Origin of the sequence: Streptomyces sp. CA-181903 (assembly GCF_050937075.1) — a bacterium.
Lineage (GTDB): Bacteria > Actinomycetota > Actinomycetes > Streptomycetales > Streptomycetaceae > Streptomyces.
Genome location: NZ_JBNJLY010000001.1, coordinates 6,140,500 through 6,166,497, shown reverse-complemented (window position 1 = coordinate 6,166,497; position 25,998 = coordinate 6,140,500). Strand labels below are relative to the sequence as shown.

At 72.1% G+C, this 25,998-nt stretch carries 22 protein-coding genes and 2 pseudogenes; 16 read left to right on the top strand and 8 right to left on the bottom strand.

All coding sequences use genetic code 11. The features are described from left to right. The first annotated feature begins 58 nt into the window (after positions 1 to 58). Together ACQEVS_RS27440 and pssA are read left to right on the top strand one after the other, a co-directional pair. Positions 59 to 715, top strand: coding sequence for a phosphatidylserine decarboxylase (locus tag ACQEVS_RS27440; protein ID WP_004945532.1), 657 nt, complete (start codon positions 59 to 61; stop codon positions 713 to 715). Further along, complete coding sequence (gene pssA, locus ACQEVS_RS27435) at positions 702 to 1,556, top strand: CDP-diacylglycerol--serine O-phosphatidyltransferase (protein ID WP_004945535.1); 855 nt, start codon at positions 702 to 704, stop codon at positions 1,554 to 1,556. Before ACQEVS_RS27440 ends, pssA begins: the two co-directional genes overlap by 14 nt. A 139-nt stretch (positions 1,557 to 1,695) precedes the next feature. On the opposite strand, the pseudogene ACQEVS_RS27430 reads toward pssA, so the two are convergent. Continuing rightward, positions 1,696 to 2,810, bottom strand: a pseudogene (locus ACQEVS_RS27430) (glycerate kinase). A gap of 145 nt (positions 2,811 to 2,955) precedes the next feature. Here ACQEVS_RS27430 and ACQEVS_RS27425 point away from each other — a divergent pair. From ACQEVS_RS27425 to ACQEVS_RS27410, 4 genes are all read left to right on the top strand, one after another. Further along, positions 2,956 to 4,701 carry a BCCT family transporter gene (locus ACQEVS_RS27425; RefSeq protein ID WP_433024535.1) on the top strand — a complete coding sequence of 582 codons (1,746 nt, stop codon included), beginning with the start codon at positions 2,956 to 2,958 and terminating at the stop codon, positions 4,699 to 4,701. Positions 4,702 to 4,751: 50 nt separating this feature from the next. Continuing rightward, positions 4,752 to 5,861, top strand: coding sequence for a MerR family transcriptional regulator (locus tag ACQEVS_RS27420; protein WP_433024533.1), 1,110 nt, complete (start codon positions 4,752 to 4,754; stop codon positions 5,859 to 5,861). 295 nt (positions 5,862 to 6,156) lie between these two features. Beyond that, positions 6,157 to 7,503, top strand: coding sequence for a radical SAM protein (locus ACQEVS_RS27415; RefSeq protein WP_433024531.1), 1,347 nt, complete (start codon positions 6,157 to 6,159; stop codon positions 7,501 to 7,503). 113 nt (positions 7,504 to 7,616) lie between these two features. Then, on the top strand, positions 7,617 to 8,360 hold the full coding sequence (locus ACQEVS_RS27410; RefSeq protein WP_433024529.1) for an SIR2 family NAD-dependent protein deacylase: 744 nt from the start codon (positions 7,617 to 7,619) through the stop codon (positions 8,358 to 8,360). A gap of 99 nt (positions 8,361 to 8,459) precedes the next feature. On the opposite strand, the gene ACQEVS_RS27405 is transcribed toward ACQEVS_RS27410, so the two are convergent. From ACQEVS_RS27405 to ACQEVS_RS27395, 3 genes are all read right to left on the bottom strand, one after another. Continuing rightward, complete coding sequence (locus ACQEVS_RS27405) at positions 8,460 to 8,894, bottom strand: hypothetical protein (protein ID WP_433024527.1); 435 nt, start codon at positions 8,892 to 8,894, stop codon at positions 8,460 to 8,462. A gap of 259 nt (positions 8,895 to 9,153) precedes the next feature. Next, positions 9,154 to 9,693 (bottom strand): methylated-DNA--[protein]-cysteine S-methyltransferase, encoded by a 540-nt coding sequence (locus tag ACQEVS_RS27400; RefSeq protein ID WP_433024525.1) that lies wholly within the window; start codon positions 9,691 to 9,693, stop codon positions 9,154 to 9,156. Positions 9,694 to 10,031: 338 nt separating this feature from the next. Beyond that, on the bottom strand, positions 10,032 to 11,528 hold the full coding sequence (locus tag ACQEVS_RS27395; RefSeq protein WP_433024523.1) for a DNA-3-methyladenine glycosylase 2 family protein: 1,497 nt from the start codon (positions 11,526 to 11,528) through the stop codon (positions 10,032 to 10,034). Between the two features lie 120 nt (positions 11,529 to 11,648). On the opposite strand from ACQEVS_RS27395, the gene ACQEVS_RS27390 reads away from it, so the two are divergent. Continuing rightward, positions 11,649 to 11,873, top strand: a complete 225-nt coding sequence (locus ACQEVS_RS27390) for a hypothetical protein (protein ID WP_433024521.1) — start codon at positions 11,649 to 11,651, stop codon at positions 11,871 to 11,873. 6 nt (positions 11,874 to 11,879) lie between these two features. Further along, the gene (locus ACQEVS_RS27385) at positions 11,880 to 12,479 is read left to right on the top strand and encodes a Clp protease N-terminal domain-containing protein (RefSeq protein WP_433024519.1); all 600 of its coding nucleotides are present in this window, start codon (positions 11,880 to 11,882) and stop codon (positions 12,477 to 12,479) included. A 127-nt stretch (positions 12,480 to 12,606) separates the two neighbouring features. Here the strand turns inward: ACQEVS_RS27385 and ACQEVS_RS27380 are convergent, their stop codons facing one another. Both ACQEVS_RS27380 and ACQEVS_RS27375 read right to left on the bottom strand, forming a co-directional pair. Then, positions 12,607 to 14,025, bottom strand: coding sequence for a phytoene desaturase family protein (locus ACQEVS_RS27380; protein WP_433024517.1), 1,419 nt, complete (start codon positions 14,023 to 14,025; stop codon positions 12,607 to 12,609). Positions 14,026 to 14,272: 247 nt separating this feature from the next. Next, a complete protein-coding gene (locus ACQEVS_RS27375; protein WP_433024515.1) occupies positions 14,273 to 15,094 on the bottom strand; it encodes an inositol monophosphatase family protein in 822 nt (273 codons plus the stop codon). 163 nt (positions 15,095 to 15,257) lie between these two features. Between ACQEVS_RS27375 and ACQEVS_RS27370 the strand changes: the two genes are divergently transcribed. Then, positions 15,258 to 16,313: a lipoate--protein ligase family protein gene (locus ACQEVS_RS27370; RefSeq protein ID WP_433024513.1), complete on the top strand. Its 1,056-nt coding sequence runs from the start codon at positions 15,258 to 15,260 to the stop codon at positions 16,311 to 16,313. A gap of 95 nt (positions 16,314 to 16,408) precedes the next feature. Here ACQEVS_RS27370 and ACQEVS_RS27365 read toward each other — a convergent pair whose 3' ends face one another. Beyond that, positions 16,409 to 16,891, bottom strand: coding sequence for a hypothetical protein (locus ACQEVS_RS27365; RefSeq protein ID WP_433024511.1), 483 nt, complete (start codon positions 16,889 to 16,891; stop codon positions 16,409 to 16,411). A 121-nt stretch (positions 16,892 to 17,012) separates the two neighbouring features. Next, the gene (locus ACQEVS_RS27360; protein WP_433024509.1) at positions 17,013 to 19,838 is read right to left on the bottom strand and encodes a hypothetical protein; all 2,826 of its coding nucleotides are present in this window, start codon (positions 19,836 to 19,838) and stop codon (positions 17,013 to 17,015) included. Positions 19,839 to 20,010: 172 nt separating this feature from the next. On the opposite strand from ACQEVS_RS27360, the gene ACQEVS_RS27355 reads away from it, so the two are divergent. The 7 genes and pseudogenes from ACQEVS_RS27355 to ACQEVS_RS27325 all read left to right on the top strand — a co-directional run bounded on the left by ACQEVS_RS27355 (position 20,011) and on the right by ACQEVS_RS27325 (position 25,983). Beyond that, positions 20,011 to 20,190, top strand: a complete 180-nt coding sequence (locus ACQEVS_RS27355) for a hypothetical protein (RefSeq protein WP_433024507.1) — start codon at positions 20,011 to 20,013, stop codon at positions 20,188 to 20,190. A gap of 773 nt (positions 20,191 to 20,963) precedes the next feature. Further along, positions 20,964 to 22,454: pseudogene (locus ACQEVS_RS27350) on the top strand (type I-E CRISPR-associated protein Cse1/CasA); the annotation flags it as partial. Beyond that, positions 22,451 to 22,705: a hypothetical protein gene (locus ACQEVS_RS27345; RefSeq protein WP_433028196.1), complete on the top strand. Its 255-nt coding sequence runs from the start codon at positions 22,451 to 22,453 to the stop codon at positions 22,703 to 22,705. The pseudogene ACQEVS_RS27350 and the gene ACQEVS_RS27345, both read left to right, overlap by 4 nt. Next, positions 22,615 to 23,028, top strand: coding sequence for a type I-E CRISPR-associated protein Cse2/CasB (gene casB / locus ACQEVS_RS27340; protein ID WP_433024505.1), 414 nt, complete (start codon positions 22,615 to 22,617; stop codon positions 23,026 to 23,028). Before ACQEVS_RS27345 ends, casB begins: the two co-directional genes overlap by 91 nt. Continuing rightward, entirely contained in the window at positions 23,025 to 24,374 is a 1,350-nt protein-coding gene (locus ACQEVS_RS27335; protein WP_433024503.1) for a type I-E CRISPR-associated protein Cas7/Cse4/CasC, read from the top strand. The genes casB and ACQEVS_RS27335 overlap by 4 nt, the downstream gene beginning before the upstream one ends. Then, positions 24,371 to 25,276: a CRISPR-associated protein Cas5 gene (cas5, locus tag ACQEVS_RS27330; RefSeq protein ID WP_433024501.1), complete on the top strand. Its 906-nt coding sequence runs from the start codon at positions 24,371 to 24,373 to the stop codon at positions 25,274 to 25,276. The genes ACQEVS_RS27335 and cas5 overlap by 4 nt, the downstream gene beginning before the upstream one ends. Then, positions 25,273 to 25,983 carry a type I-E CRISPR-associated protein Cas6/Cse3/CasE gene (locus ACQEVS_RS27325; RefSeq protein ID WP_433024499.1) on the top strand — a complete coding sequence of 237 codons (711 nt, stop codon included), beginning with the start codon at positions 25,273 to 25,275 and terminating at the stop codon, positions 25,981 to 25,983. Before cas5 ends, ACQEVS_RS27325 begins: the two co-directional genes overlap by 4 nt. The last annotated feature ends 15 nt before the right edge of the window (positions 25,984 to 25,998 follow it).

Genomic DNA, 25,998 nt, shown 5'->3' with positions numbered 1-25,998 from the left:
GCCGGAAAGCCGCCGTCCCCCGATCGCTATGCGGCACCCTCCGCTACGAAGGTCACCCATGCCCCACAGCTCTACCTCTGCACCACGCGACAGCCTCCTCGGTGTACGCCTCGCGCGCGGAGCATCGCCGTGGCTCCTCCCCACCGTCGCCACGGCGGCGGTCAGCCTCACCCGCGCCCGCCGCTCCGGGCGCTGGGCCGCGCTCGCCGTGCCGACGACCGCGCTGGCGGCCGGCATGCTGTGGTTCTTCCGCGACCCGGAACGCGAGATCGCCCAGGGCCGGGTCATCTCCCCGGCCGACGGCGTGGTGCAGAGCATCATGCCCTGGAAGGACGGGCGCACCCGCGTCGCGATCTTCATGAGCCCGCTCAACGTCCACGTCAACCGCGCGCCGCTGGCCGGCACCGTGACGTCGGTCGAGCACATCCCCGGCGGGTTCGTTCCGGCGTTCAACAAGGAGAGCGAGAACAACGAGCGCGTCGTCTGGCACTTCGACACCGAGCTCGGCGACATCGAGATGGTGCAGATCGCCGGCGCCGTGGCCCGGCGCATCGTCCCCTACGTGCCCCAGGGCACCAAGGTGGAGCAGGGCGAGCGCATCGGTCTGATCCGCTTCGGCTCGCGCGTCGACGTCTACCTGCCGGAGGGCGTCGAGGCGGCCGTCGAGGTGGGACAGGCCACGACAGCAGGAGTGACCCGTCTTGACCGTGATTGATCCCGATACACAGGCCACCTGGGTTCCGGAGGCGGAACCCGAGGACGACGTCGACGACATGCCGCTCTCCACGCGGCTGTCGATAGCGGACACCCTCACCCTGGGCAACGCGATCTGCGGCTTCATGGCGGTGTACTTCACCACCACCGGCATCCTCATCCCGCACCTCACCAACAACGAGGACGGCGGCATGGCGCGCAACAACGCCGCCACCGCGGTGATGCTGATGCTGCTCGCCTCCGTCTTCGACCTGTTCGACGGCCTGGTGGCGCGGAAGCTGCGCAGCTCGGCGATGGGCGCGGAGCTGGACAACCTCTCCGACCTGATCAGCTTCGGCCTCGCCCCCGCGTACTTCGTGGTGGTCTGGGGCGTCGTCGCCCAGGGCGCGCACCAGAAGGTGTCCGCCGTCGCGGCGGTGGTGGTGCTGCTGGCGGTCGTCCTACGGCTCGCCCGCTTCTCGTGCGTCACGCTGCGTGACGGGATCTTCCAGGGCATGCCGAGTCCGTTCGGCGCGCTGACGGTCGTTTCCGTGGTGCTCCTGGAGCTGCCCTTCGTGCCGACCCTGCTGGCGATCGTGGGCGTCGCGTGGCTGATGGTGAGCCGCGTCGAGTACCCCAAGCCGCGCGGGCGACTGGCCGTCGCCATGCTCAGCTGGATCGTGCTCAGCATGGGGCTGCTGGCCGCTTGGGCCTTTGACGCGCCGGGTGGGGAGCTGCTGCTTCAGACGGGGTGTGCGCTTCAGGTCGTGCTTGGCGCGGTGATTCCGCTCTTCGCGACGGCGCGGCGGGTGAACACCTTCCGCGACAACCGCCGCGAGGCGCGGGCAGCGCAGCTGCCGTAGTTCGTTTTTCGTTTGAGGCCCCGGGCGGATGCCCGGGGCCTTTTTCGTGCCCCGGTCCCGCCCTTTCTCCGTTTCCTGCGGGGGCGCAGCCCCCGCAGGAAACGGAGAAAGGGCGGGACCGGGGCGAACCCCCCGGCGCTCAGCCGAGCGCCTCGCGAGCGATCCGCTCCCCCACCCGCTCCAGCAACGGCCCGGCGCCGGCCATCGACCGCTCAGGATCCGGCTCAAGATCGGACAGCGCGTACGCCCGCCCGACACCGAGCACGGCCAGATCGCCCCACCCCAGCTCAAGCCGCCCGCACACGGCCACCACCCGCACCCCCCGCGCCCGCGCCGCCGTAGCGACCCCCTGCACCGCCTTCCCGTACAGCGTCTGCGCGTCCAGCGACCCCTCCCCCGTGATCACCACATCCGCACAGGCCAGCGCCTCCTCGAACCCGACGACATCGAGCAGCACCTCGATCCCGGGCCGGAAGACGGCCCCGAGCCCGACGAGCGCGCCGTACCCCAGCCCCCCGGCGGCACCGGCGCCCGGGGCGGAGGCCAGGGCGGGTCCAGGACGCGCGCAAGCCGCCCGAGAGCGGCGTCCAGCGCGACGACATCCTCCGGAGAGGCCCCCTTCTGCGGGCCGTAGACCGCCGCCGCCCCCGAGGGACCCGTCAGCGGATTGTCGACATCGGAGGCGAGGACGACGTCCGTTCCCGCCAGCCGCCCGTCCAGCCCGGACAGATCCGCCCGCGAGAGAGCGGCGAGCGCCCCGCCACCGGGCCCCAGGGGCTGCCCCGAGGCGTCGAGAAACCGCGCGCCCAGCGCGGCGAGCATGCCGGCCCCGCCGTCGGTCGTGGCGCTGCCGCCCACGCCGAGGACGATCCGCCGGGCGCCCGCGTCGAGGGCGGCCCGCAGCAGCTCGCCGGTGCCGTACGTGGTGGCGGTCAGGGGCGCCCGCCGCCCCGGTGGTACGTGGCGGAGGCCGGACGCCTCGGCCATCTCGACCACGGCCGTGGAACCGCTCAGCGCCCACGCCGCCTCGACGGGCTCGCCGAGCGGTCCGGTCACCCGGGTCATACGCCGGGTGAACCCCGCCGCGACCACCGCGTCCACCGTCCCGTCACCGCCGTCGGCGACCGGCAGCGCCGTCACGTCCAGACCGGGCGCCGCCCGGCGCAGTCCGGCCGTGAGGTGGGCGGCGACCTCGACGGCCGTCAGCGAGCCCTTGAACTTGTCCGCGGCGATGAGCACATGTGCGTCGGTCATCCGCTGCCCCTCTGTCTCCAGGTGTCGTCCGGTGCCGCGTCGCGCCGCGCCCGCGCACCCTATCCGGGCGGTCGGAGCGGTGCCCATCCCTCCGGGCGGCGTGCCAGCCCGGGGAATGCCCCGAATCCGGCCATAGTGGGGCGTCATGAGCACCGAGACCACCGACGCGTCCCCCTCGCCCCCCTCGTCGCGGGACGACCGCCCGGACCCGCCCCTGGTCGCCGTCGGCGCCGCCGCCGTCCTGGCGGTGGTCGCCTGGGCGGCGCTCGGCAAACGCTCCTTCGACCGGGTCTCCACCGCCGCCCTCGGCTGGGTGCTGTCGAACTTCGCGTGGCTGTTCGTCATCGCGGCCGACGTGTTCCTCGTGCTGTGCGTGGTCATCGCGTTCAGCCGCTTCGGCCGGATCCGGCTCGGCGCGGACGACGACCGGCCGGAGTTCGGCAACCTCGCCTGGATCGCGATGATGTTCAGCGCCGGCATGGGCATCGGCCTGATGTTCTACGGGGTCGGTGAACCGCTCCAGCACTTCGTCTCCCCGCCGCCGGGCAGCGGCGTCGCCCCGGACTCGCCGGGCGCCGCCCGCACCGCGCTGGAGTACTCGTTCTTCCACTGGACGCTGCACCCCTGGGCCATCTACGGCATGGCAGGACTCGCCCTCGCCTACGCCGGCTTCCGCAAGGGCCGCGGCAACCGGCTGAGCTCCGTCTTCGTCCCGCTGCTGGGCGCGGAGCGGGCGGACGGCTGGCCGGGCCGGATCATCGACCTGCTGGCCGTGTTCGCGACGGTCTTCGGCACCGCCACCAGCCTGGGCCTCGGCGCCCTCCAGGTGGCCAAGGGGCTGAACATCACCACCGGGATCAAGGACTCGACGTCCGTCGAACTCGTCGTCATCGGCGCCCTCTCCGCCGCGTTCGTGCTCTCCGCCTTCTCCGGCCTGCACAAGGGCGTGAAGTGGCTGAGCACCCTCAACATCGCGCTGGCCGCCTGCCTGATGCTGTTCGTCTTCCTCCTCGGCCCCACCGTCTTCATCCTCAACACCGTCCCCGCCGCCACCGGTTCGTACCTCCACGACCTGGTCACCCTCGCCACCCGCACCGGGGCCTTCACCGACTCCGCGTGGCTGGGCGCCTGGACGGTCTTCTACTGGGCGTGGTGGCTGTCCTGGGCGCCGTTCGTCGGCACGTTCATCGCCCGGATCTCGCACGGCCGGACCATCCGCGAGTTCCTGATCGGCGTCCTGCTCGTGCCCAGCGGCGCGACGATCGTCTGGTTCTGCGTCATGGGCGGCAGCGCCCTGCGCCTGGACATGACCGGCGCCGCCGACATGGCCGGGACGGTCGCGCAGGGCGCGGAGGCGTCGCTGTTCGCCCTGCTCGACACGCTGCCGCTGGCCACCCTGGTCTCGTGGATCGCGATGCTGCTGGTGATGACGTACTTCATCACCAGCGCCGACTCCGCGTCCCTGGTGATGGGCTCCCTCACCAGCCGCGGCGCCCTGCATCCCCGGAACTGGCTGGTGGTCACGTGGGGCGTGCTGATGGCCGCCGTGGCGGCGGTGCTGCTGGTGGCCGGGGGGCTGAAGTCGCTGCAGTCCGCGACGATCCTCGTCGCCCTGCCGTTCGTCCTGGTGATGCTGGCGCTGTGCTGGTCACTGCTGACCGAGCTGCGCGCGGACCCGGGCGCGGGACCGGCCCGGCACCACGCGCTGCACGGGCTGCGGGACGCCCTGCGGACGATGGTCGGGGAGGCGATGACCGAGCAGGGGCCGGTCCGCCACCCGCGGCTGCGGCGGGTGGCGGAGAGCGCGCGGGAGCGGGGGAAGGGGACGACGGGCGGCCGTCGTCGTGACGGGTTGACCCTGCCCCGGGGGCAGGGTTTAGCCTCCGGATGACGAGAGCGGAGGCGGGTCATGGGGATCGGGTCGGTCATGGGGATCGGGTCATGAGGATCGGCGACGCCGCCCGGCGGGCGGGCGTGACGGTCAAGGCGGTGCGGTACTACGAGGGGCTGGGGCTGGTCGCACCCGCCCGGCTGGCGAACGGTTACCGCGACTACGACGAGCACGACGTCCGGGTCATCCGCGAGATCCGGGACCTCAACGGGCTCGGCATCCCCGTCGAGCACACCCGTCCCTTCCTGGACTGCCTGGCGGCCGGGCGCCCGCACGCCGACGACTGCCCGGCCTCGCTGGCCGGTTACCGGGCGGCGATCGACGACCTGACCCGGCGCATCGACGCCCTCGCCGCCCGCCGCGCCGCGCTGGCCGCCCGGCTGCACGAGGCCGCCCACCGCGGCGGCGCTCCCGCCGCACAGCAGCGACCCGGACATTCCACGCATGAGGGAGATGCCATGCACGAGGGAGACGTCATGCACGTCACGCACGAGGAAGACGTCATACACGAGGGACACGTCATGCCAGAGGGAGACGCCATGCACGACTTCAACCGCCTGCCCGCCGGCCTGCCCGTCCCCGAGGACGACGGCGCCTGCGACACCCTGCCCGGCCAGGCCCTGCCACCGCTCGAACTCCCGGGCACGGACGGCCGTTCCGTCCGCCTGGACGCGCTGGGGCCCGGCCGGTCCGTGATCTACGTGTACCCGCTCACCGGGCGGCCCGGCACCGACCTCCCCGACGGCTGGAACAACATCCCGGGAGCCCGCGGCTGCACCCCGGAAGCCTGCGGCTTCCGCGACCACCACCAGGAACTCACGGCCGCCGGCGCGGCCCGGGTCCACGGCCTGTCCGGCCAGGACACCGCCTACCAGCGGGAAGTCGTCGAGCGCCTGCGACTGCCGTTCACCATCCTCTCCGACCCGGGGCTGCGGCTGGCGGACGAACTGCGGCTGCCGACGTTCGAGGCGGACGGGCGGCGGCTGTTCACCCGGCTCACCCTGATCGTCCTGGACGGCCTGGTGGAGCACGTCTTCTACCCGGTGTTCCCGCCGGACCGGCACGCGGAGCAGGTACTCGACTGGCTGCGCCGCCATCCGGTGCGGGAGCGGGCTTCGGCGGGGCACGAGGCGCCGGGAGCCGCCCGCCCGGTCGGGTGACGGCATGCCTGGTGTCCGTCGTATCCGCCATATCGGGCGAAAGACCTAGGACCCGGGCGTCCCGTACCCGCGCGCTAGCATCGGCGGGGTGCCGCCCGATCGCCGTCGGGCATCCCGAGGGGTGTCAGGCGGTCGCTCCGGGCGGCGCAAGTGCCGCCCCGGCGCACTCCGTTGCGCGTCGTTGCCCGCGCCGGGGCGGCAGCTTCCGGCCCGGCGCGGCCCGACCAGGGCGGGTGCGGCCGGGCGGGGCGTGGACGACGAGGCGGGACACGAGGGACGGGAAGAGGGAGCGGTCATGGGACGCAGCCGTACGGAAGAGGTCGAGGACCTGATGGACCGCTTCCCCGGGGTGCCGCGGGAAGCCGTCATCAAGGAGGACCTGCTGCGCGGCGGGGTCGCCTTCGACGAGTCCGCGCTCACCGGGGAGGAGGGCGGCGACGTCAAACCGAAGTCCTACTTCATCTTCTCCTTCGACCACCGCACCCTCCCCGAACTCGGTGCCGCCGCCCTGCGCCGGCCGCCGGAGGAGATCGTTCTGACCGGCGGCCCCTACGGGCTGCGGCGCACCGTCGTCTCCGTACGGGTCAACCCCCAGTCGCCGTACCGGGTCGGGGTCACCCCGGAGGGGGCGCTCGGCCTGATGCTGGACGGCCGGCACATCGCGGACGTGGGCCTGCCGCCGATGCCGGACTACTACCGGCACACGCTCGCCAACGGGAAGTCCGTGATGGAGGTCGCCCCGACCATCCAGTGGGGCTACCTGATCTACCTGACGGTCTTCCGGGTCTGCCAGTACTTCGGCGCCAAGGAGGAGTGCCAGTACTGCGACATCAACCACAACTGGCGCCAGCACAAGGCCGCCGGCCGCCCGTACACGGGCGTGAAGTCGGTGGAGGAGGTGCTGGAGGCGCTGGAGATCATCGACAGGCACGACACGGCCGGCGCCTCCCGCGCGTACACCCTCACCGGCGGTTCCATCACCTCGCGGGTGGACGGGCTCACCGAGGCGGACTTCTACGGGCGTTACGCGCAGGCGATCGAGGAGCGCTTCCCCGGCCGCTGGACGGGGAAGGTCGTCGCCCAGGCGCTGCCCAAGGCGGACGTCCAGCGGTTCCACGACTACGGGATCCGCATCTACCACCCCAACTACGAGGTGTGGGACCGGCGTCTGTTCGAGCTGTACTGCCCGGGCAAGGAGCGCTACGTCGGCCGGGACGAGTGGCACCGCCGCATCCTGGACTCGGCCGAGGTCTTCGGCCCGCGGAACGTCATCCCCAACTTCGTGGCGGGCGTGGAGATGGCGGCTCCGGCCGGCTTCACTACGGTCGGCGAGGCCGTCGACTCGACGGCGGAGGGGCTGCGGTTCTTCATGTCCCGCGGCATCACCCCGCGCTTCACCACCTGGTGCCCGGAGCCGACGACACCGCTCGGCCGCTCCAACCCGCAGGGCGCGCCGCTCGAATACCACATCCGGCTGCTGCAGACCTACCGGGCGACGATGGACGAGTTCGGGCTGTCGTCGCCGCCCGGGTACGGGCCGGCGGGGCCGGGGCGGGCGGTGTTCTCGGTGAGCTCGTTCATGGACAGCCTGTCGGCGGACGACTCCAGCCCGTCTGGCTCCACCAGCCCGTCCGGCGTTTGAGGACAAGCGGCGAAGCCGCTTTCGGGGGGTGCGGGGGCCGCCCCCACGGGCGCGCGCAGCGCGCCCGGCCATTTCCGCTCGCCCGGCGAGACGCCGCTGCGTACCCTCACCGCATGGCGAAGAACCCCCTGGTGGCGATCCTCACCGGAGCAGGCGTCTCCACAGACTCAGGCATCCCCGACTACCGCGGTCCCAACGGCCTCTGGCGACGCGACCCGGAAGCGGAGAAGCTCGTCACCTACGGGTTCTACATGAACGACCCGGAGATCCGGCGCCGCTCCTGGCTGATGCGCCGCGACGCCCCCACCCTCCGGGCCCGGCCGAACGCGGCCCACGAGGCGATCGTCCGGCTGGAACGCTCGGGCACCCCCGTCCGGGTCATCACCCAGAACGTGGACGGCCTGCACCAGGCCGCCGGGCTGCCCGACCGCAAGGTGCTCGAACTGCACGGCTCCGCCCGCTCGGTGGTGTGCACGGAGTGCGGCGCGCGGTCGGCGATGGAGGTTGCGCTGGAGCGCGTCGCGGCCGGCGACCCGGACCCGGCGTGCGAGGCGTGCGGCGGCATCCTGAAGTCGGCGACGGTCATGTTCGGGCAGCCGCTGGACCCCGCCGTGCTCGGCGACGCCCTGACGGTGACCAAGGCGTGCGACGTCTTCCTCGCGGTCGGCACGAGCCTGATGGTCAACCCGGCGGCGGCGCTCGCCGGGTTGGCGGCCGACCACGGCGCCCGGCTGATCATCGTCAACGCCGAGCCGACGCCGTACGACGAGCGGGCGGACGAGGTGATCCGGGAGCCGATCGGGACCGCACTGCCGGCACTGCTGCGGCGGTGGGAGGGCGGCGGCGCGGCGGACTGACGGGCCGGGGCCCTGCCCGGGGCGACGGGCGGCCTGCGCCGTGGTGGTGGCTCGGGCGGTGGTCCGGGCGGCCCCGGAGGCCGGTCCTCGTCGAGAGGGTCACTTCACTTCGACCGTGGCCGTCCACTGCTCGATTCGGTGCGAACAGAAGTGGCCCGGGTCGGCGCGGCAGTGCTGTTGCGCGGTGATGGTGGCGGTGCCACGGTGTTCCGCGGGGAAGACCGCCGATGCGTTGCCGCTCGGTGTCTCACTCCCGGCGGTACCCGGGAGAACGGTGGAGTCGCTGGACACCGGAATGCTCCAGGAGTAAGTGAGCCCGTGCTCGCGGTGGCCGGTGAGCCGGACTTCGACCTCGTCGCCCAACTTCACCGTCCGAGGGCCGGTGTCCGCGTTCATGAGCACGACGCGCTGGGACGGCCGGGCCCGGTCGGGCGCCCGGCCATGGGCAGCCGCCGGTGCCGCGACGGCGGTCACGGCGGTGACCAGAGTCAGCGCCATGCCCCATGGAACGGCAGACCACTTCGTTCCCACCATGGTTCCCTCCCCTTCGACCCCGCCGGGCCGGACGTCGCTCCCGGCGGCTGCAACGGGGCCATTTTCCCGGCCGGTTCGGCGTGACAGCGAGGAGTCGGTTCCCAAACCACCCGACCGGGGGGACTGCCGCGTCCGTCCCATCGGACACACCCTCGTAAACGAACCGGACCGGACACGTCCTGGAACCGGATCGGACACGCCAGGGGGTTGGAAGGGGACTGGAAGGGAACGGGATCGGACACCGCCTGGAACCGGAGGGCTAGAACAGGGCGTCCTGCCGATCCGCCGACGGCAGCGCTCCCTCCAGCTCCAGCAGCCGCCGCTTCCGGTCCACCCCGCCGCCGTACCCGGTGAGGCTGCCGTCGGCGCCGATCACCCGGTGGCAGGGCACGATGATCGACACGGGGTTCTTCCCGTTCGCCAGACCGACCGCGCGGGAGGCGCTGGGCGCGCCGATGTGCCGCGCCAGTTCCCCGTAGGACATCGTCTCCCCGTAGGGGATCTCCAGGAGCCCGGCCCAGACCCGGCGCTGGAACGCGGTCCCGCGCAGGTCCAGGGGTACGTCGAAGCGGGTGAGCCGCCCCTCGAAGTACGCCGCCATCTGGCGCGCGACCTGGCCGAACGGCGCGGGATCGGGGTGCCCGAACCCCTCGTCGCCCGGCCGGTGCCGCTGGTCGAGGACGTAGAGCCCGGAGAGTGTGGTGCCGTCGGCGGCCACCAGGGTGAGGGGCCCGTAGGGGCTGTCGATGACGGTGTGGACGGCGGCGGTGTCTACGGCGGCGGTGTCTACGGCAGACATGGGTGATCCGTTCGCTTCCGTTCGGTGGGTGTCGGGGACGGGCGGTCGACGGGTGGGGGTGGTTCCCGGGGGCGGGCGGCCGGACTCGTACTGCCGGAGGGTACGCCGTGGGGTCCGGATGCTGTCACCGGAGGTCGCGCACCTTGTCGGTGCCGGCTCCCGGCCGGGAAGAACGGTATGGGTCGCGGGGCGGCCGGTGCGGAAGCCGGGATTCGGGGGCGCGGTCCCGGGAATCGGCGACGTGACGCGCCCCCTCCGGGGGGAGGGACTGGGGCGCGCACACCGTACGCCGCCTGCCGTACGCCAGGCCCGCACGGCCACCCGGCATCCCGCCCGCGTCACAGCCCCTCCCGGGGATGCCCCGGCATCCGGGCCGCCGGGTGGTCGTCCGCGGACCACAGGTACTGGACCGCGTAGGCGCGCCAAGGCCGCCAGGCCGCCGCGTGGCGGGTGAGGGCGCCGGGGGTGGCCGGCAGGCCGAGCGCGGTCGCCGCCCGGCGGACGCCCAGGTCCGTCGGGAGGAAGGCGTCGGGGTCGCCGAGGCCCCGCATGGCGACGATGTCGGCGGTCCAGGGGCCGATGCCCGGTATCTCGGCGAGCCGGGCGCGGGCACGGCCCCAGTCGCTGCCGACTCCGAGGTCGAGGTCGCCGGTGGCGAGTGCGGTGACGAGGCGGGTGAAGGCGGCGCGGCGGCCGGCCGGCATCGCCAGGGACGCGGGGTCGAGGGCGGCCAGGGCCTCGGTGGACGGGAACAGGTGGCTGAGCCCTCCGGAAGTACCGCCGGACGTCTCGACGGGCGTGCCATGGGCGGTGACCAGCCGGGCGGCCAGGGTGCGGGCGGCGGCGGTGGAGACCTGCTGGCCGAGGATGGCCCGCAGGGCGAGTTCCTCGGCGTCGACCGTGCGCGGCACCCTGCGTCCGGGCGCCTTGTCGATCAGCGGCGCGAGGTGCGGGTCGGTGCGCAGCAGCGCGTCGACGGCCTCCGGGTCGGCGTCCAGGTCGAGCAGGCGCCGGCAGCGGCTGATGGCCCCGGCGAGGTCGCGCTGGTCGGAGAGGGCGAGGCGGCAGGCGATGTGGTCGGGCAGGGGGCGGAGGCTGACGGTGCCGTGGCCGTACGGCAGGCGCAGGGTGCGGTGGTACGCGCCGTCGCGCCACTCCTCCACGCCGGGTACGGCGGTGGCGGCGAGGTGGCCGAAGAGGTTGTCGGGGGTGAAAGGGGCCCGGAACGGCAGGCGGAGGGTGAGGACGCCGGGCGCGGCGGCCGGCCGGCCGCGTCCGGCGCGGGCCCGGAGCGCGGTGGGCGTCAGGGCGAAGACGGCCCGTACGGTCTCGTTGAAGGCACGGACCGAGGCGAAGCCGGCGGCGAACGCGACGTCGGCCATGGGGAGTTCGCCGGCCTCGATGAGGACGCGGGCGGTCTGCGCGCGCTGGGCGCGGGCGAGGGCGAGCGGCCCGGCGCCGAGTTCGGCGAGGAGCTGGCGTTCGATCTGGCGGGCGCTGTAGCCGAGGCGGGCGGCGAGGCCGGGCACGCCCTCGCGGTCGACCGTCCCGTCGGCGATCAGGCGCATGGCGCGGGCGACGACGTCGGCCCGTTCGTTCCACCGCGGCGAGCCGGGGCTCGCATCGGGCCGGCAGCGCTTGCAGGCCCGGAATCCGGCCTGCTGCGCGGCGGCGGCGCTCGGATAGAAGCTCATGTTCCGGTCCTTGGGCAGGACCGCGGGGCAGCTGGGGCGGCAGTAGATACGGGTGGTGAGGACGGCGGTGAAGAACCAGCCGTCGAACCGGGGGTCCTTGGACCGCGCGGCCCGTACGCAACGGTCGAAGTCGGTGTGCATGCGGTCAAGCATCGGTGCCGACGGCGCGCGGGGCTGGCGGAAATCCGACATGGGCGTCGACCGCGGGCGACGTGTCAATGATGGTTGACGAATGGCGGCCGCGTCATCCATGGTTGACACATGGCCGGAACAGACGCGAAAGACGCGGTCGGCACCACCGAGGCCGCCATGGACACCGACCCCCGCGTGGGGCTGCGCGCCGTCGCCGCGCTGCGGCGGCTGGTCGAACGACTCGAGGCACTCCAGGTCGACAACGCCCGCAGGCTGGGCTGGTCGTGGGAGGAGATCGGCGTCCAACTCGGTGTGAGCAGGCAGGCAGTCCACAAGAAGCACGCCCGGAGGTAGACGACGATGTTCGAAAGGTTCACCAAGGAAGCCCGGTTCGCGGTGATCGGCGCCCAAGAGGAGGCACGCCTCCTCCGCCACTCCCGGATCGGCGCCGAGCACCTCCTCGCCGCCGTCGCCGGCCGCCCCGAATCGCCGGGCGGAGCCACCCTCGCCCGCCTCGGCATCACGGTCGAGGCGTGCCGGGAGGCCATCCGGTCGGCGGCGGAGCTCGGCGAGGACGACGCGGAGGCGCTGCGCTCGCTGGGCATCGACCTCTCGGCCGTACGCGCCCGCGCGGAACGGGCCTTCGGGCCGGGGGCGCTGGACCGCGCGCCGGACGGAGCGGACGAAGACGAAGAGGCGTCGTCCCGCAGGTGGCCGTTCCGCGTCGCGAAGGGCCCCCGGCAGCATCACATCCCGTTCGCCAAGGACGCCAAGCAGGCCCTGGAGCAGTCCCTGCGGGAAGCGCTCGCCCGCAGGGAGAACCGGATCGGCGCGGAGCACGTCGTCCTCGGCGTGCTGACCGTCGGCCATCCGTCGACGGTGAAGGCGCTCCGGGCGCTCGGCACCGACCCGGCGGCGCTGCGCGCCGAGTTGCTGGCCGACCTGCGGGCGGCGGCGTGAGGGCGAATTCCAGCCCGTCCGGCGTTTGAGGACAACCGCGCGGAGCGCGGTTTCGGGGGGGGGCGGGGGTGCTCGCCCCCGCAGAAACGATGAATGGGGGCCCCTCTGGGGGAGGGACCTGGACACCTCACCGCGCCCCGCGCAACCTCCCCCACACCACCCGGGCCGCATGATGCCCCGACATCCCATGCACCCCCGGCCCCGGCGGCACCGCCGACGAACAGAGAAAAACGGCGGGATGGGCGGTCGCGTACGGCACCCGGGCCAGTTTGGGCCGGACAAGCAGCCGCAACCCGGCCACCGAACCACAGGCGATGTCGCCGCCGACGTAGTTGGCGTTGCGAGCGGCGAGCGCCGGCGGCCCCGCCACCGACCGCGCCAGCACCAGATCCCGGAACCCGGGAGCGAACCGTTCGATCTGCCGCTCGATCACATCCGTCGCGTCCCCGCGCCACCCGTTGGGCACATGCCCGTACACCCAGAACGTGTGCTGCCCCTCCGGCGCACGGCTGGGATCGACGATGCTGGGCTGAGCGGTGATGAGGAAGGGAACGGAGGGGTCCCGCCCGTGGACGGCGGCGCTCAGCGCCTCGCGGATCTCCCCGTACGTGGGACCGACGTGCACGGTCCCGGCCCGCCGCGCCGCGTCGGCGCGCCACGGCACCGGCCCGGACAGCGCATAGTCGATCTTGAAGACGGAGGGCCCGTAGCGGAAGCCCCGATAGGCGTCGCCCAGCCCGGCGATCCGGGCGAGAGCGGTCGGCGAGGTGTCGAAGACGTAGGCGCGGGCGGGCGGGAGTTCGTCGAGCCGCCGCACCTCGAAGCCGGTGTGGATCGCGCCGCCGCACTCGCGCAGGTACGAGGCCAGCGCGTCGGCGATGGCCTGCGAACCGCCGCGCGGCACGGGCCAGCCGCGTTCGTGCGCGGCCAGGGCGAAGATCAGGGCCATGCCGGCCGTCCCGAGACCGGTGAGCGGCGCGATGCCGTGCGCGGCCAGCCCGGCGAACAGCGCCCGCGCCTTGGCGTCGCGGAACCGGCGCACGTACACGGCCGCGGGCAGCCCCGCCGACAGCCCGAACCGGGCGTAGCCCACCGGATCCCCGGGCAGCCCGTCCCACTGGGTGCGCAGGAAGTCCCGGGCGAGGGCGTCCCACTTCCCGTGGAAGGGCTCCACCGCCCGGCGGTACGCACCCGCGTCGTGCTCCCCGAGGGAGGCGGCCGTCTCGCCCACGCGCCGGGAGAGGACGGCGGCCGACCCGTCGGGGAAGGGGTGGGCCATCGGCAGCCCGGGGTGGAGCCACTCCAGGCCGTGCCGGGCCAGCGGCATGCCTTCGAACGCGGGCGAGCCGATGCCGAGCGGGTGCACGGCGGAGCACGGGTCGTGGCGGAAGCCGGGGAGGGTCAGCTCCTCGGTGCGAGCGCCGCCGCCGATGCCGTCGGCGGCCTCGAAGACCTCGACGGACAGGCCGCGGCGGGCCAGTTCCACGGCGGCGGTCAGCCCGTTGGGGCCGGACCCTACGACGACGGCGTCGAGCATGGTGGGCACCGGCGGACTCCCCTCGTAGACGCGTGGGCTCGTGGGATTGTGGGCTCGCGGGCTCGCGGGCTCGTGAACGCGTGGGCTCACGGGCTCGCGGGCTCGCGGGCTCGCGGGCTTGTGAGACTCGCGGGCCCACGGGCTTGTGAGGCTCGCGGACTCTCGGGCTTACACGCTCGCGGACTCACGGGCTCGCGGGCTCGCGGACCGACAGGACGAACCCGGCGACCTCGGTCAGGCCGCCCGGCGACCTCGGTCAGGCCGCCAGCAGCCCCAGAATACGGGCGAGCGTCCCGGCGTCCCGCGCGGCGGAGAACGGCATCGTGTTGCCCCCGCCGATCCGGAACGGCACGCCCGCCACCGTCCCGCTCGCCCCGCCCGCCTCGGCGACCAGCAGCAGCCCGGCCGCGTGGTCCCAGGCGTTGGGCCAGGTGAAGGCGACCGCGTCGACCGTGCCCCGCGCCACGTTCAGGTACTCCAGACCGGCCGAGCCGCACGGCCGCGGCGCCACGCCGGGCGTGTCGAGCCGCGCCAGCATGCGCTTCTCGTGGTCGGTGGTGAAGTCGTAGTGCGATATCGCGACCCGCAGCTCGGCGCCGGGCGTGGCGGGGCCGGGACGCAGGGGCGTCCCGTCGAGGAAGGCGCCGCCGCCCCGACGCGCCGTCGCCATCTCGTCCGACGCGGGCGCGTACGTCCAGGAGGCGAGCAGCTCGCCGCGGTGTGCCAGGCAGACGAGGGTGGCGAAGCCGGGGTCGCCGTGGACGAACTGCCGGGTGCCGTCGACCGGGTCCACGATCCACACCGGATCGTCCCCGTGCAGCGCGTCGAGCGCGGCCGGATTCGCGTGCACCCCCTCCTCGCCGACCACCCGCGACCCGGGCAGCAGCGCGGTGAGCGACGCCGTCAGGTGCTCCTCGGCCAGCCGGTCGGCGACCGTCACCAGGTCGTGCGGCCCCTTCTTCTCGACGACCTCGTGGGCGGCGAGCTGCCGGAAGCGCGGCATGATCTCGGCAGCGGCGGCCTTGCGCACCGCTTCCTCGACGTCGGTCAGGTCCCCTGCGAGAAAGTCATCGATCATACCCCCATCGAACCATGCCCCACCGACAACCGGGCCCGTGGAGGTGGCCGGGGGACGGCGGGCAGGTGAACGCGACACCGGTCCGCCTCCTCGCCGACGACGATTACCGTTGACGGGACGACCGGCCGAGCGGCCGGCCGGAGACCTGGGTGGAGGATGCGTCGTGCACGGTGAGTACAAGGTGCCGGGCGGCAAGCTCGTCGTCGTGGACCTGGAGGTACGGGACGGGGTGCTGCGCGACGTCCGCGTCGCCGGCGACTTCTTCCTCGAACCGGACGAGGCGCTCCTGGACATCAACCGCGCCCTGGAAGGCGCCCCCGCCGACCTGCCCGCGCCGCGACTCGCCGCCCGCATCGACGCAACGCTGCCGCGGGACGCGGTCCTCTTCGGCTTCACCTCGGAGGCCGTGGGCATCGCCGTCCGCCGCGCCCTGGCCCAGGCCACGGACTGGGCCGACTACGAATGGCAGCTCATCCACGACGGCCCCCAGTCCCCCGCCCTCCACATGGCCCTCGACGAGGTCCTGACCACCGAGGTCGCCGCGGGCCGACGCCCGCCGACGCTCCGCGTGTGGGAGTGGGGCTCCCCCGCCGTCGTCATCGGCAGCTTCCAGTCCCTCCGCAACGAGGTGGACGCGGAGGGCGCCGCCCGGCACGACATCACGGTCGTCCGCCGCGTCTCGGGCGGCGGAGCCATGTTCATCGAACCCGGCAACACCATCACCTACTCCCTCTGCGTCCCCGACGCCCTCGTCCAGGGCCTCTCCTTCGCCGACAGCTACGCGTACCTCGACGACTGGGTCCTCGGCGCCCTGGAGGAGATGGGCGTCAAAGCGTGGTACCAGCCCCTCAACGACATCGCCACCGAAGCCGGCAAGATCGCCGGCGCCGCCCAGAAGCGCGTCGTCTCGGGCGACGGCGCCGTCCTCCACCACGTGACCATGGCCTACGACATCGACGCCGACAAGATGCTCGACGTCCTCCGCATCGGCCGCGAAAAACTCTCCGACAAGGGCACCAAGAGCGCCAAGAAGCGCGTAGACCCCCTCCGCCGCCAAACCGGCCTCCCCCGCGCCACCGTCATCGACCGCATGATCGACTCTTTCCGCGGCCGCTACGGCCTGACGACGGGCTCGGTGACGGAGGAGGAGATGGCACGCGCGGTCGAACTCGCGGAGACGAAGTTCTCCTCGGAGGAGTGGACGGCGCGGGTGCCGTAGGGAACGGCTACGAGGCGCGCGCCGCCGGCCCGGCGCGCGCTCTTCCCGTCGCAAGCCGGGCCCATGCCCTCCCGCGGTCGATCAGTCCCTGCCGGTCACGACGTCGCCGTTCCCTTGACCTCCCGGTGGTGGTCGAGGACGTCGACGACCACGTGGACGGCATCGGGCACCCTGCCCGCCAGCACCGGCAGGGCCCGGTACCAACCGGCCGTTCCGAGGAGCTGGTGGACGAGGTCCTTCGCTGTGGCGTGGTCGGCCGTGGCGGCCGGCAGCGCGTGCAGGGCGAGCACACGGAGTACGGAGATCGCCCACTCGTCGTCGGCGGTGGCGGCCAGATCGAGGTGGGCCGGAACACCCAGCAGATGGGCGGCCACCGCGGCCACGGCCGTGGCCCGCTGGTCCGGGACCGTCAGGAGGTCGGTGACACGGCGGACGCTTTCGGTGTCATCCCGCGTGGCATACCCCAGGGCGAGCCCCGTGACGAGGACGGGTTCCGGCGCACGCGTCGCCTCGTCCTCGACGATGAGCAAGTCGGCGTCGTCCGAGGTTCCGGCCACGATGCGGAACAGGGCATCCATGATGCCGGCGCTACCATCCAGCAACCCTCGTCGCTTGACGCCCGGAACGATGGCCCCGGGGTGAGCCCGACCTTGACGGCCAACTCCACCCGCCGTCGGTAGCGGCGTTCCCATCCGCTCCTCACGTCCGACGCGACCCACCCCTCCGCCCGCTCGGCCGCCCCCGCGTGCGCGAACGCCTGCGCCACCAGTCCCCGTACACGGCATGTTTCCTCGTCCACGGCGCCGCTTCCCCACGCCACGGAGATCCCCCTGCCACGGACTCCGCTGCCTCCGCACACCGCAACGCCTCGTCGAGTCGGCCCACATCGGCGTGCGCGAGGGCGGCGTGGGTGAGGATCCGGACGCGCACAGCAGAGTCCGGTTCTCCGGCCGCCAGGGCGTGGACCTCCGCCGAACCCTGGTCGCCGTCACGGACCAGAGCCTCGGCAAGGGACGGCAGCCAGTCGATGGCCGTTTCCCCACTCCCCTCCCGCGACCACTTGAAGATCCGTGCCAGGCAATCCCGCGCTTCGGGGCCCGCACCACGATCGGCGTGATGCCTGATCTCCGCCAGCAGCCGGTCCATCTCGTTCGCCTCGTCGGGTTGTCCGTCGAGCACGATCCGGGCCCTGGTGGTGACCTCCTCGGGCGCCTCGTCGAGGAGCCGACGCGCCCGATCCGGCGAACCGTCGACGTCGAGCAGGCTCCGGACCACTCTCGGCAGCGTCTCGCCGGCACGGTCGTCCGCCGGACCTGTCAGGAGCGTACGCATCCCGTCGTGCGCTGCGTCGGCCAAGCCCTGCGCCTCGTCCGACCCGGCCTGCGCGAGCGCGGAAGCGGCGAGCGCGGCACAGTCGACGGCCACCGGTCCGACGGTCTCCACGTCCAGCGCCAGGGCCAGTTCCGTCACCCGGCGATGCAGCGGCTCGGCCCTCGCCGGGTCGGCCAGGGCCACGGCGATCCACATCTCCACGGCGACGGCCTGCTGTTCCTCCCCCGCGAACGCCAGATGGTCGGCCTCGTCGGTCACCTCGTCCAGCAGCTCGGCGGCGAACTCGGGATGGGAGCCGAGCAGCCGGGACGCCGCTTCGGCCGCTGCGGCGAAGTGGCCCGGGAGGCTGACGTCGATGGTGTCCAGCAGCTGGATGGCCTCGTCCGGCTGCCCAACGTCCGCGAGCAGGGCGGCCGCCTCCGGGATGACCCCCTCAACGTCGAGCTCCTCCGCCGGAGCCCGCAACGCGTCCTGGTACCGAGCCCTTTCGGCCAATCGGGCGGCCTCACGCGCCAGTTCGGCCGCCATCGCCTCATCCCGGCCCAGCAGCTCCCGCACCACCACCATCAGCCGCACCGCCTTGGAGGCGGGGTCCTTGGGAGTGAGGGCGAGCGACCTCGCCCGCGCCATGTCCCCGGCCAGCGCCAAGGCGCGCACCACGGCACGCGGAGCCGTCCGGTCCTCTCGCTCCAGGAAATACCGCGAGGCGGCGACCTGGGCCAGCACTTCGGGCGTCGGCCTCAGACGTGCCACTTCGTCGAGCGAGGCCAAGGCGAGGTCGGCTCGGTAAAGGTCGGCGAGACGCAACTGACGGCGGTGGTCCAGTGCGAAGGTGAGAAACCGGGGGATGTCGTCGGTGCTGCGGAGGCGTTCCTGGTAGCTGTTCAGCAGGTAGAGAGGAGTGTTCGGGGGCCACCCTTCCGTGCGGTAACTGTCGGCCCAGTCGTGCAACCGCTGTTCCAGAGAAGCAAGCGTACGGCTGCCCAGCTGATGCACGGCCGTGCTGACCAGCTCGTCATGCGCAAGGACGTAGCTGCCCGGATCCAGGTCCTCGGGCGCCAGCCCTCGCCCCGCTACGTTGCGCAACATGTACTCGAGGTCAAACGGTTCCGGCACCGGCGCGTGCCCGCCGCGCTCAAGCAGTTCCGCCAGGTCCCCATAACCGAGACCGCCATGAGCCAGGGCGAGGAACCCGACGACCTCCTTGCCCACAGGCTGCGCCAACAGCACGGTCAGATCCTGGAGAGCCTCCTCCCGCAGGCGCTGCGCGACGGGCGACGGGCGGAAACCCGGAATGATGTCGGCTGTCCGCAGCGGATGGTCCTCGTCCACGTCGGCCGGTACGGGCGGATACCACCTTCCGCTGACCAGCACCCGCATTCCTGGTGGCAGTGCCTTCGGCAGGAGCGAGGCGATGCTCTGACGGCCGAGGCCCGCGCCGGCATCCTCGTCGAGGCCGTCGACCACCAGAAAGAGGCTCCGCCCGTGTGACAGGCTCGTCTGCGCGGCCTTCTCGTACAGCGCGAAGAGCGCCGCTTCGTCCTCGACTCGCGTCCTCCTGCCGCCGACCAGGTCCCCGAGCTGGGTCGCCATCGTGTCGAGGAAAGCCTGAGCGGTGCTCGCACGGGACGGGTGACGGATGAAGTAGCTCACCACGTCCACGTCATCGGGCACGTGACCAGTGACGAAGGCTGCCAACAGGGCGGTCTTGCCGGCCCAAGGAGGCGCGACCAGCGCCGAGTAGCCCGGACCGCAGCGGGACCGCTCGGCCAGCTCCTCAACCTCTTGCTCGCGGCCGATGAGTTCAGGGACTAGGCGGGCCCGAGCGTTGTGTGGACGTCGGAAGGGGGCGGGACCAGCGGGTCGTGGGCGTCTCACCGGCCGACCGCCCCGGTTGCTGCGACTCTCGGCCACCGCAGCTGCGATGGCCAGCTCCCACTGTTCCGGACGGAAGCATGGTCGACCCAGCTTCTCTTCTAAGTAAGAGATCAGAGTCCGGTAGTTTTCCTGGCTCCTACGCGTCTTCGGAGCCCCTTTCTTGGCCTCGTCCAGCCAGTTGTTGACCGTGGAAGTGGCCAATCCCGTGTCCGCCTTGATGCGGTTGAGCGAGATCGGCCCCCGCTCCGCCTGAGCATCGTGGTACAGCTTCCGCAACATGGCACCGAGCCGTGCCCGGGCGCTTCCGGAGCTCAAGCCGCCTCCTCGCAGCCAACGTCCCGGACACTTTTTTCCGGGCCCCTCAGCAGGCTATACGCCGCCCGCCGATCACACAGAAGTAGCCGGAAACTTGCCGGACACGAGACAACCACCGCACCCGCTGCCCGGCACAAGTCCCGCCGGGCGGCTCGTTCGGAGGGGAACCGCCATGCCCGCACTGCCCGCCCTGCTGACCGACGCCACCGCCCTGGCCGCCGCCACGGGCCTCACCTACACCACGACCTTGCTGACCGTCGCACTCGTCTCGGTCGCCTCCCGCAACCCCGACCGCCGCCGCGACGCCCGCGCCACGCTCACGATCCTGGTGCGGCGCCGGCCGTCGCGATGAGCCGGGGGCGGGAAAGGCTGTCCAACTCGGACACGTCTGTAGCTACAACTCGGATACGTCCGCTGTAGCGAGTGTCTGGAATGCACTCCACAGCGATCGACGCCATGAGACAGTGTTCAACACGGCCGACCATGCTCCTCCCGCAGCCGGGCGTCCTGGGACCGAACCCTCGCAGGACGCGTGGCGCAGGAGGAGCCACCAGCAATGGATCAAGGCCCGTGGCACCGGCTGAAGAAGCGCGGCACCGACGCAGGGAGGTGGTTATGGCAGCATCGAGGTGACGCCGTGCGACTACTCCTCGAATCCTGCGTCTCAGCAGCGGCATCACAGTTCATGACCCTCTTGTAGGGAGGCCGCTCCCGACACCGCAATTGTCGGGAGCGGCCACCGGATACCACGCCCAAAGCCCGCCCCCGGTCAGGAGGCCCGGCCTCAGGGCATGGCAGTCTGTGGGCCGGCCCTTTGGACAATACCTGACCCAGGAGTCGGGGGCCGGCACTCCCTGCTGGCCAGGGGTGCACCGTCGGACACATCTGCTGCACCACTCCCCGCGTTGCCGGGGACAAAACAAACGACAGGCCGCTGCTCGCCGGTCAACTGCCAGGTAGATCAGCGGCTTTCTCCGATCGGACGCACGACTCATAATCCATCGAGGCTACAAGCATGCACCTGCGCGACTTACCCGCGAGACCCAGCGGTAGCGACAGCACCCCCGCCCCCACTGGGACCCCCGCAAACACACCTGCGTCCGTGCCCTCTCCCTAGACGGCAGCGTCACCGAGCAGAACCTCGTCGAGCTGCTCGCGAACGCCGAGCGGTTGAAGGACGTCGGCGGTCTCACCCCCGGCGAGAAAGTCGCCCTCGTCGAGTACCTCCTCGCCATCTGCTACGCCTCCCGCACCTACCCGTCGTCGGACGAGGAGTGGACGCGATGGGTCCTCGGGAAGCACTCTCTCGCCGAAGCCGTCTCGTGGCTCGCGCGGCAACCGGACGACGACTGGGATCTCTTCCATCCCACCCGCCCCCTCGGCCAGAACGTCCTCCTCGGAGAGTTCCTGGAGAAGCACGGGACAGGCCCGGCCCAGCTCGTCATCGAACGCGTCGGTGACTACAACCAGTTCGCCGATCATCACCACCTCGAACACCCCGACCCGCTCCCCGCCGCCGACGCCTTCCGAGCCATGCTGACCCAGCACGTGTTCGGTCTCTCCGGGCGCGCCCGGATCTCCGGCAAGGCAACCCTCGGCCCCGCGATCACCAATCTGGCGACCACCCGTCTCGCGGGCCGGATCCGGGTTCTCGCGCTGGGACCGACGCTCGCCGACACCCTGCGTCTCAATCTCACCCCGACCACCGACGCACCGGGCGTCCTCAACCTCACCTGGACCGAAGGCCCCATCAAGCGACGGGGCTTCGCGGCCAAGCCGCAGGGTCGTGCGGTCACAGGACCGGCGGACCTGCACAGTTACCTGGGGCGGTCCATCCTCGTCAGACCGGTCCCCGGACAGGACGGCGACACGGCGGCCGTCGACCGGGTGCTCATCGGGGCCGGCGAGCTGCTGGCGCTGGATCCGGAGCTGCATCTCCAGGACGCCGTCATGTCCGTGACGCGCACGGGTGAGAAGAAGCCCCTCTGGCCGTCCGCCACCCGCGACCTGTGGCATGAGGCCCACGCCCTATACGCCGCCGTCGAAGAGAAGGCCGGTGGGCTCTACAGACGGCTGGGAAAGCTGCCCAAAGCCAAGGAACCCGAGCGTCACTCCATCGACCTGCTGGCCGTCGGGCTCGTCTCCAACAAGACGACGCCCATCAGTTGGGTCAGCAGTGTCTTCCCCTTCGCGCCCGGCATGGCACCGGCTCTCTACCAGGCCTCGTCCCGCGGTTCCGAGGTGGCGGAGCACATCGCCCGCAGTCTTGACCGGGCGGCATACGCGGCATGGGAGATCGCCTATCCGAACCCCAAGCCGGCCGACAAGAAAGCGCAGCTCGCCCGCTTCGACGCACGTGGCGAGCAGTGGAAGGCAACGGAGGAGCCCTTCCACACCATGCTCCTGGACGTCGCCGACGGACACCTGGTGACCGACTGCATGGACGAGTACGTGGAACGCCTCGTCCCGATGGCCCGCGACGCCCTGGAAAAGCGCCTCGACTCACTGCCCCGGAACGCCCAGGGCCTGCGGGCCCGTGCCGCGGCCCTGCAACGCTTCGACGCCGAGATCAGAGGGCCGCAGGCGCCGGACGACCTCAAGAGAGGGGAAACATGAGCAGCGCGACCGAGCCCGAAGCCGCGATGACGAGCGACGGCCAGACGGGCAGCGCTCAGCTCGTGGCCTGGCTCACCTCCCTCGTACGCAACCGGGATTACGGTGAACTCGCCCAGCTCCGGCGCACCGACACGAAGACCAACGCGCACATCAGAGCTGGATGGTATGTGCCGCAGTCCGACAGGGAGACGGGCGAGAGGGAGATATACGAGCAGGTCGCCTTCCTGTTCGCGTTGTATCACCGGGGGTGAGCAGGCCGGCGGCCGGCCACGGCAACCTGGGCAAGGCCATGCGCCGCATCGGCAGCCCCATGGGCCGGGGCCCCAACGACCCCGGTGCGACCCGGCTGGTCGACCGCATCGTGACCAGCCGCCGCGTCCCCTGGCGGCACCTCCAGCACGCGATCGCGCGACTGCGGGCGTGCGAGCAGGCGCCGCCTTCCTGGACGGAACTCGTCGACGACCTCACGCGCTGGCACGACCGGAAGGCCCGCATCGCCTACAAGTGGGCGGTCGACTTCCACGCGCCGTACGAAACCGGCAGGAAAACCACTCAGAAGGGCAGCAGTTCGTGACCGATGTCCCCGCGTCGCGCGGTCAGTTCCTCTCACTCCACCTGCTGGAGACTCTCGTCGCCGTATTGCCCGTACGAGACGAGAACAATGCCCCCAAAAGCATCGTTTACGGCGGCGTCGAGCGCCACATGATCACCAGCCAGGCACGCCGTCGCGCCGAACGCGTCCACGCCCGCAACCGGGCCAACGCCGGGGTGGGGCCGCTCGCGGGGCGGACCACCGGCCTGCGGACGAGGGAGTGGGCCCTGCTCACCGCGAAGGCACTGGAGGCGGCCCACGGCTGGGAGCGGGACGAGGCCGTCTCGATGGCCCGCGCCGTACTGGAAGCCACCGGGCTGAAGTTCGGCGACCCGTCGAAGAAGACCGTCGCCAACCTCACCAAGGTGCTGCTGTTCGCACCCGCCGACACCGGTGAGCGGATCGCCGCGCACATCGCAGCCGAGGCCGACGGGCTGCTCAGGTGGCGGGACGAGTACCTCGCCGCGCAGGCCGCCACGGCCAAGCCCAAGCGCGGCACGCGTAAGGCGGCCGAGCAACCGGAGGACGGAGAGAGCGAGACGGCCTCGGGCAAGAACCTGCCCCCGCTGCCCCGGGAGACGCGCGCCGCCGTACTCACCGCGCTGGCCCCCCGCGACGCCATCGACATCGCCCTCTACGGCCGCTTCCTGGCCGAGATCGCCGACTCCCCCAACGTGGACGGTGCCGTGCAGAGCGCCCACTCGTTCACCATCCACGAGGCCGAGCAGGTCGACGACTTCTACGCCGCGGCCGACGACGCCAAGCTGGAGCGGAAGAAGAACGCGCTGGACTTCCTGGACGCGGCGGACGACGCGGGCGCCGGCATGACCGGGTACCAGTCGCTCATCTCGGGCACCTTCTACCGGCACGCCGTGCTCGACCGCCGCCAGCTGGAGGTCAATCTCCGGGCCGCGGGCATGTCCGTCGAGGAAGCGGTGGAGGCGGTCGCCGCCGCCGAGGAGGAGTTCGTGACCGCCTTCGTGGAGGCGTTCCCCGAGGCGAAGAAGAACTCGACGGCCTCCACCGGCTCGCTACCCGCCCTGGTCCTCGCCTTCGAGGGTGAGCGCCCGTACAACTACGCCGCCGCCTTCCAGAAGCCCGTTGACGAGAACCCGGAGGACAAGGGGGGTGAGGGGCCCGCCGGGCTCGCCGGGGTGAAGCGGCTGCTCCGGCACCACGCGTACGTGGACGAGCGCCGCCCCGACATCCGTACGTCCCGGCTCCTCACCTACGACCCGCAGGTCGACACGCTGCTCGACGAGCTCCTCGCTGAGCTCGGCACACTGGACGCCGGCCGGGTTCACACAGTCAAAGGGCTGCTCTCGTGACGCACGTCCTGCTCATCCGGCTGGCCGGGCCCCTGCAGTCGTGGGGCACGGCCTCCCGTTTCGCCGCCCGCCGCGACTCGCACAGCCGGCCTTCAAAGTCGGCTGTGATCGGCATGTGCGCAGCCGCTCTGGGGCTACCGAGGTCCATGGGGCTGGAAGAGTCCGAGCAGTCCACGAAAACAGCCCAGCCGGGAAAGACCACCGTCTTCGGCGAACTCGCCCGCACCGTCTTCGCCGTGCGCGCCGACCACCCCGGCATCCCCGTCCGGGACTACCACACCGTCGGCGCAGGGTCCTATCCGCTGCGCCCACGCGACCTCATCACCGATCACCGGCGAGCCGCCGCCGTCTCGGCGAGCCTCGACGCGGCCACCGGTGACCGGTTCGGCCACCACACGCTCAGCGACTGGTACGGCGCGCCCAAGAAGATCGCCGCTGATCCGCACTCCGGTGCGCTGGTCTCCGGAGAGCTGACCCGTTCCGCCCTCATCACCGAGCGGTGGTACCTCGCGGACGCGACGTTCCTCGTGGGGCTCCAGCACGGCAGCAAGGAGTTCCTGGAGACCGTGCGGCAGGCGCTCGAACACCCGCGGCGTCTGCTGTGGCTGGGGCGCAAGGCCTGCCCCCCGTCCGGAACCCTCGGCCTCCGGGTCGTCCCTGGTGACCTGGACACCGCGTTCCGCACCCACCGGCTCCTGCCGGTCGCCCACGACGACACAGACCCGACGCGCAGGCCCTGGGCGTGGTTCCAGGTTCCGCCCTCCGAACGCGGCGCCACACCCGTCCAGGACCAGCCGGTGAGCTTCGACGCGCTGCGGCCCGAGCACACCACTCGCTGGGAGGCCCGCCGGCGCATCACGATCGACGCGGGTGCCGCCCAGTGGAAAGACATCATCCTGTGACCGACTCCGCCCAGACCCGTACCGCGACCGCCCGGTTCGTCGCCACCCACTCCGTGCTGACCCTCGACGCGCGGCACCCCTACGCCGCCAAGTCGCTCGTCGACGCCCAGGACATGCACCGCACGGTGATGAGCGGCTTCAAGGGCTGGGTCGACGACGGCAGCCGGGACCCGCGGGCCCAGATGGGCATCCTGTCCACCTGGACCGTCGACCTGAAGAACGCCGCCCTCGTGCTGGTCGTCCAGTCCAGGGTCCCCGGTGACTGGAGCCACATCCCCAAAAGGGCGCTCCGGGACGAGCCGCATCTCATCACCGTCGACCGCACCTTCCGGGCCGGAGAAAGCATCGGCTTCCGGACGGTCGTCAACCCGACCTATGTGAAGCCGCAATCGGGCCCGGACGGGCGGATGAGGCGCGGCAAGCGGGTGGCCCATACCACGCCCGCGGGCGTCCGGAAATGGGTCGTGCGACATCTGGGCGGCGGTACGGAGCCCAGCCGGTTCGGTGTCACGACGGACGCCGAGGCCATCGCCGCACGGTTGCTTCCGGCGGTCTCCAGCCCTGCCCCGCACAAGGGGCTGAAGATCGCCCGTGCCGAGCTGCGCGGCACCCTTACCGTAGTCGACCCCACGGCGTTCGTCACCGCGCTGTCGGACGGTATCGGGCACGCCCGCGCGTACAGTTGCGGGCTCGTACTGACACGGTGAGGAGACAGTACGGAC

Bases quoted from the DNA above. Each gene is read 5' to 3' on its own strand.
- ACQEVS_RS27400 (WP_433024525.1), bottom strand. From the start codon at position 9,693: ATGTCTGCCGTAGACACCGCCGCCGTAGACACCGCCGCCGTCCACACC.
- ACQEVS_RS27355 (WP_433024507.1), top strand. From the start codon at position 20,011: ATGCCCGCACTGCCCGCCCTGCTGACCGACGCCACCGCCCTGGCCGCC.
- ACQEVS_RS27415 (WP_433024531.1), top strand. From the start codon at position 6,157: ATGGGACGCAGCCGTACGGAAGAGGTCGAGGACCTGATGGACCGCTTC.
- ACQEVS_RS27385 (WP_433024519.1), top strand. From the start codon at position 11,880: ATGTTCGAAAGGTTCACCAAGGAAGCCCGGTTCGCGGTGATCGGCGCC.
- ACQEVS_RS27345 (WP_433028196.1), top strand. From the start codon at position 22,451: ATGAGCAGCGCGACCGAGCCCGAAGCCGCGATGACGAGCGACGGCCAG.
- ACQEVS_RS27405 (WP_433024527.1), bottom strand. From the start codon at position 8,894: ATGGTGGGAACGAAGTGGTCTGCCGTTCCATGGGGCATGGCGCTGACT.
- ACQEVS_RS27440 (WP_004945532.1), top strand. From the start codon at position 59: ATGCCCCACAGCTCTACCTCTGCACCACGCGACAGCCTCCTCGGTGTA.
- casB (WP_433024505.1), top strand. From the start codon at position 22,615: ATGGTATGTGCCGCAGTCCGACAGGGAGACGGGCGAGAGGGAGATATA.
- ACQEVS_RS27375 (WP_433024515.1), bottom strand. From the start codon at position 15,094: ATGATCGATGACTTTCTCGCAGGGGACCTGACCGACGTCGAGGAAGCG.
- ACQEVS_RS27395 (WP_433024523.1), bottom strand. From the start codon at position 11,528: ATGCACACCGACTTCGACCGTTGCGTACGGGCCGCGCGGTCCAAGGAC.
- ACQEVS_RS27425 (WP_433024535.1), top strand. From the start codon at position 2,956: ATGAGCACCGAGACCACCGACGCGTCCCCCTCGCCCCCCTCGTCGCGG.
- ACQEVS_RS27420 (WP_433024533.1), top strand. From the start codon at position 4,752: ATGAGGATCGGCGACGCCGCCCGGCGGGCGGGCGTGACGGTCAAGGCG.
- ACQEVS_RS27390 (WP_433024521.1), top strand. From the start codon at position 11,649: ATGGCCGGAACAGACGCGAAAGACGCGGTCGGCACCACCGAGGCCGCC.
- ACQEVS_RS27410 (WP_433024529.1), top strand. From the start codon at position 7,617: ATGGCGAAGAACCCCCTGGTGGCGATCCTCACCGGAGCAGGCGTCTCC.
- ACQEVS_RS27365 (WP_433024511.1), bottom strand. From the start codon at position 16,891: ATGGATGCCCTGTTCCGCATCGTGGCCGGAACCTCGGACGACGCCGAC.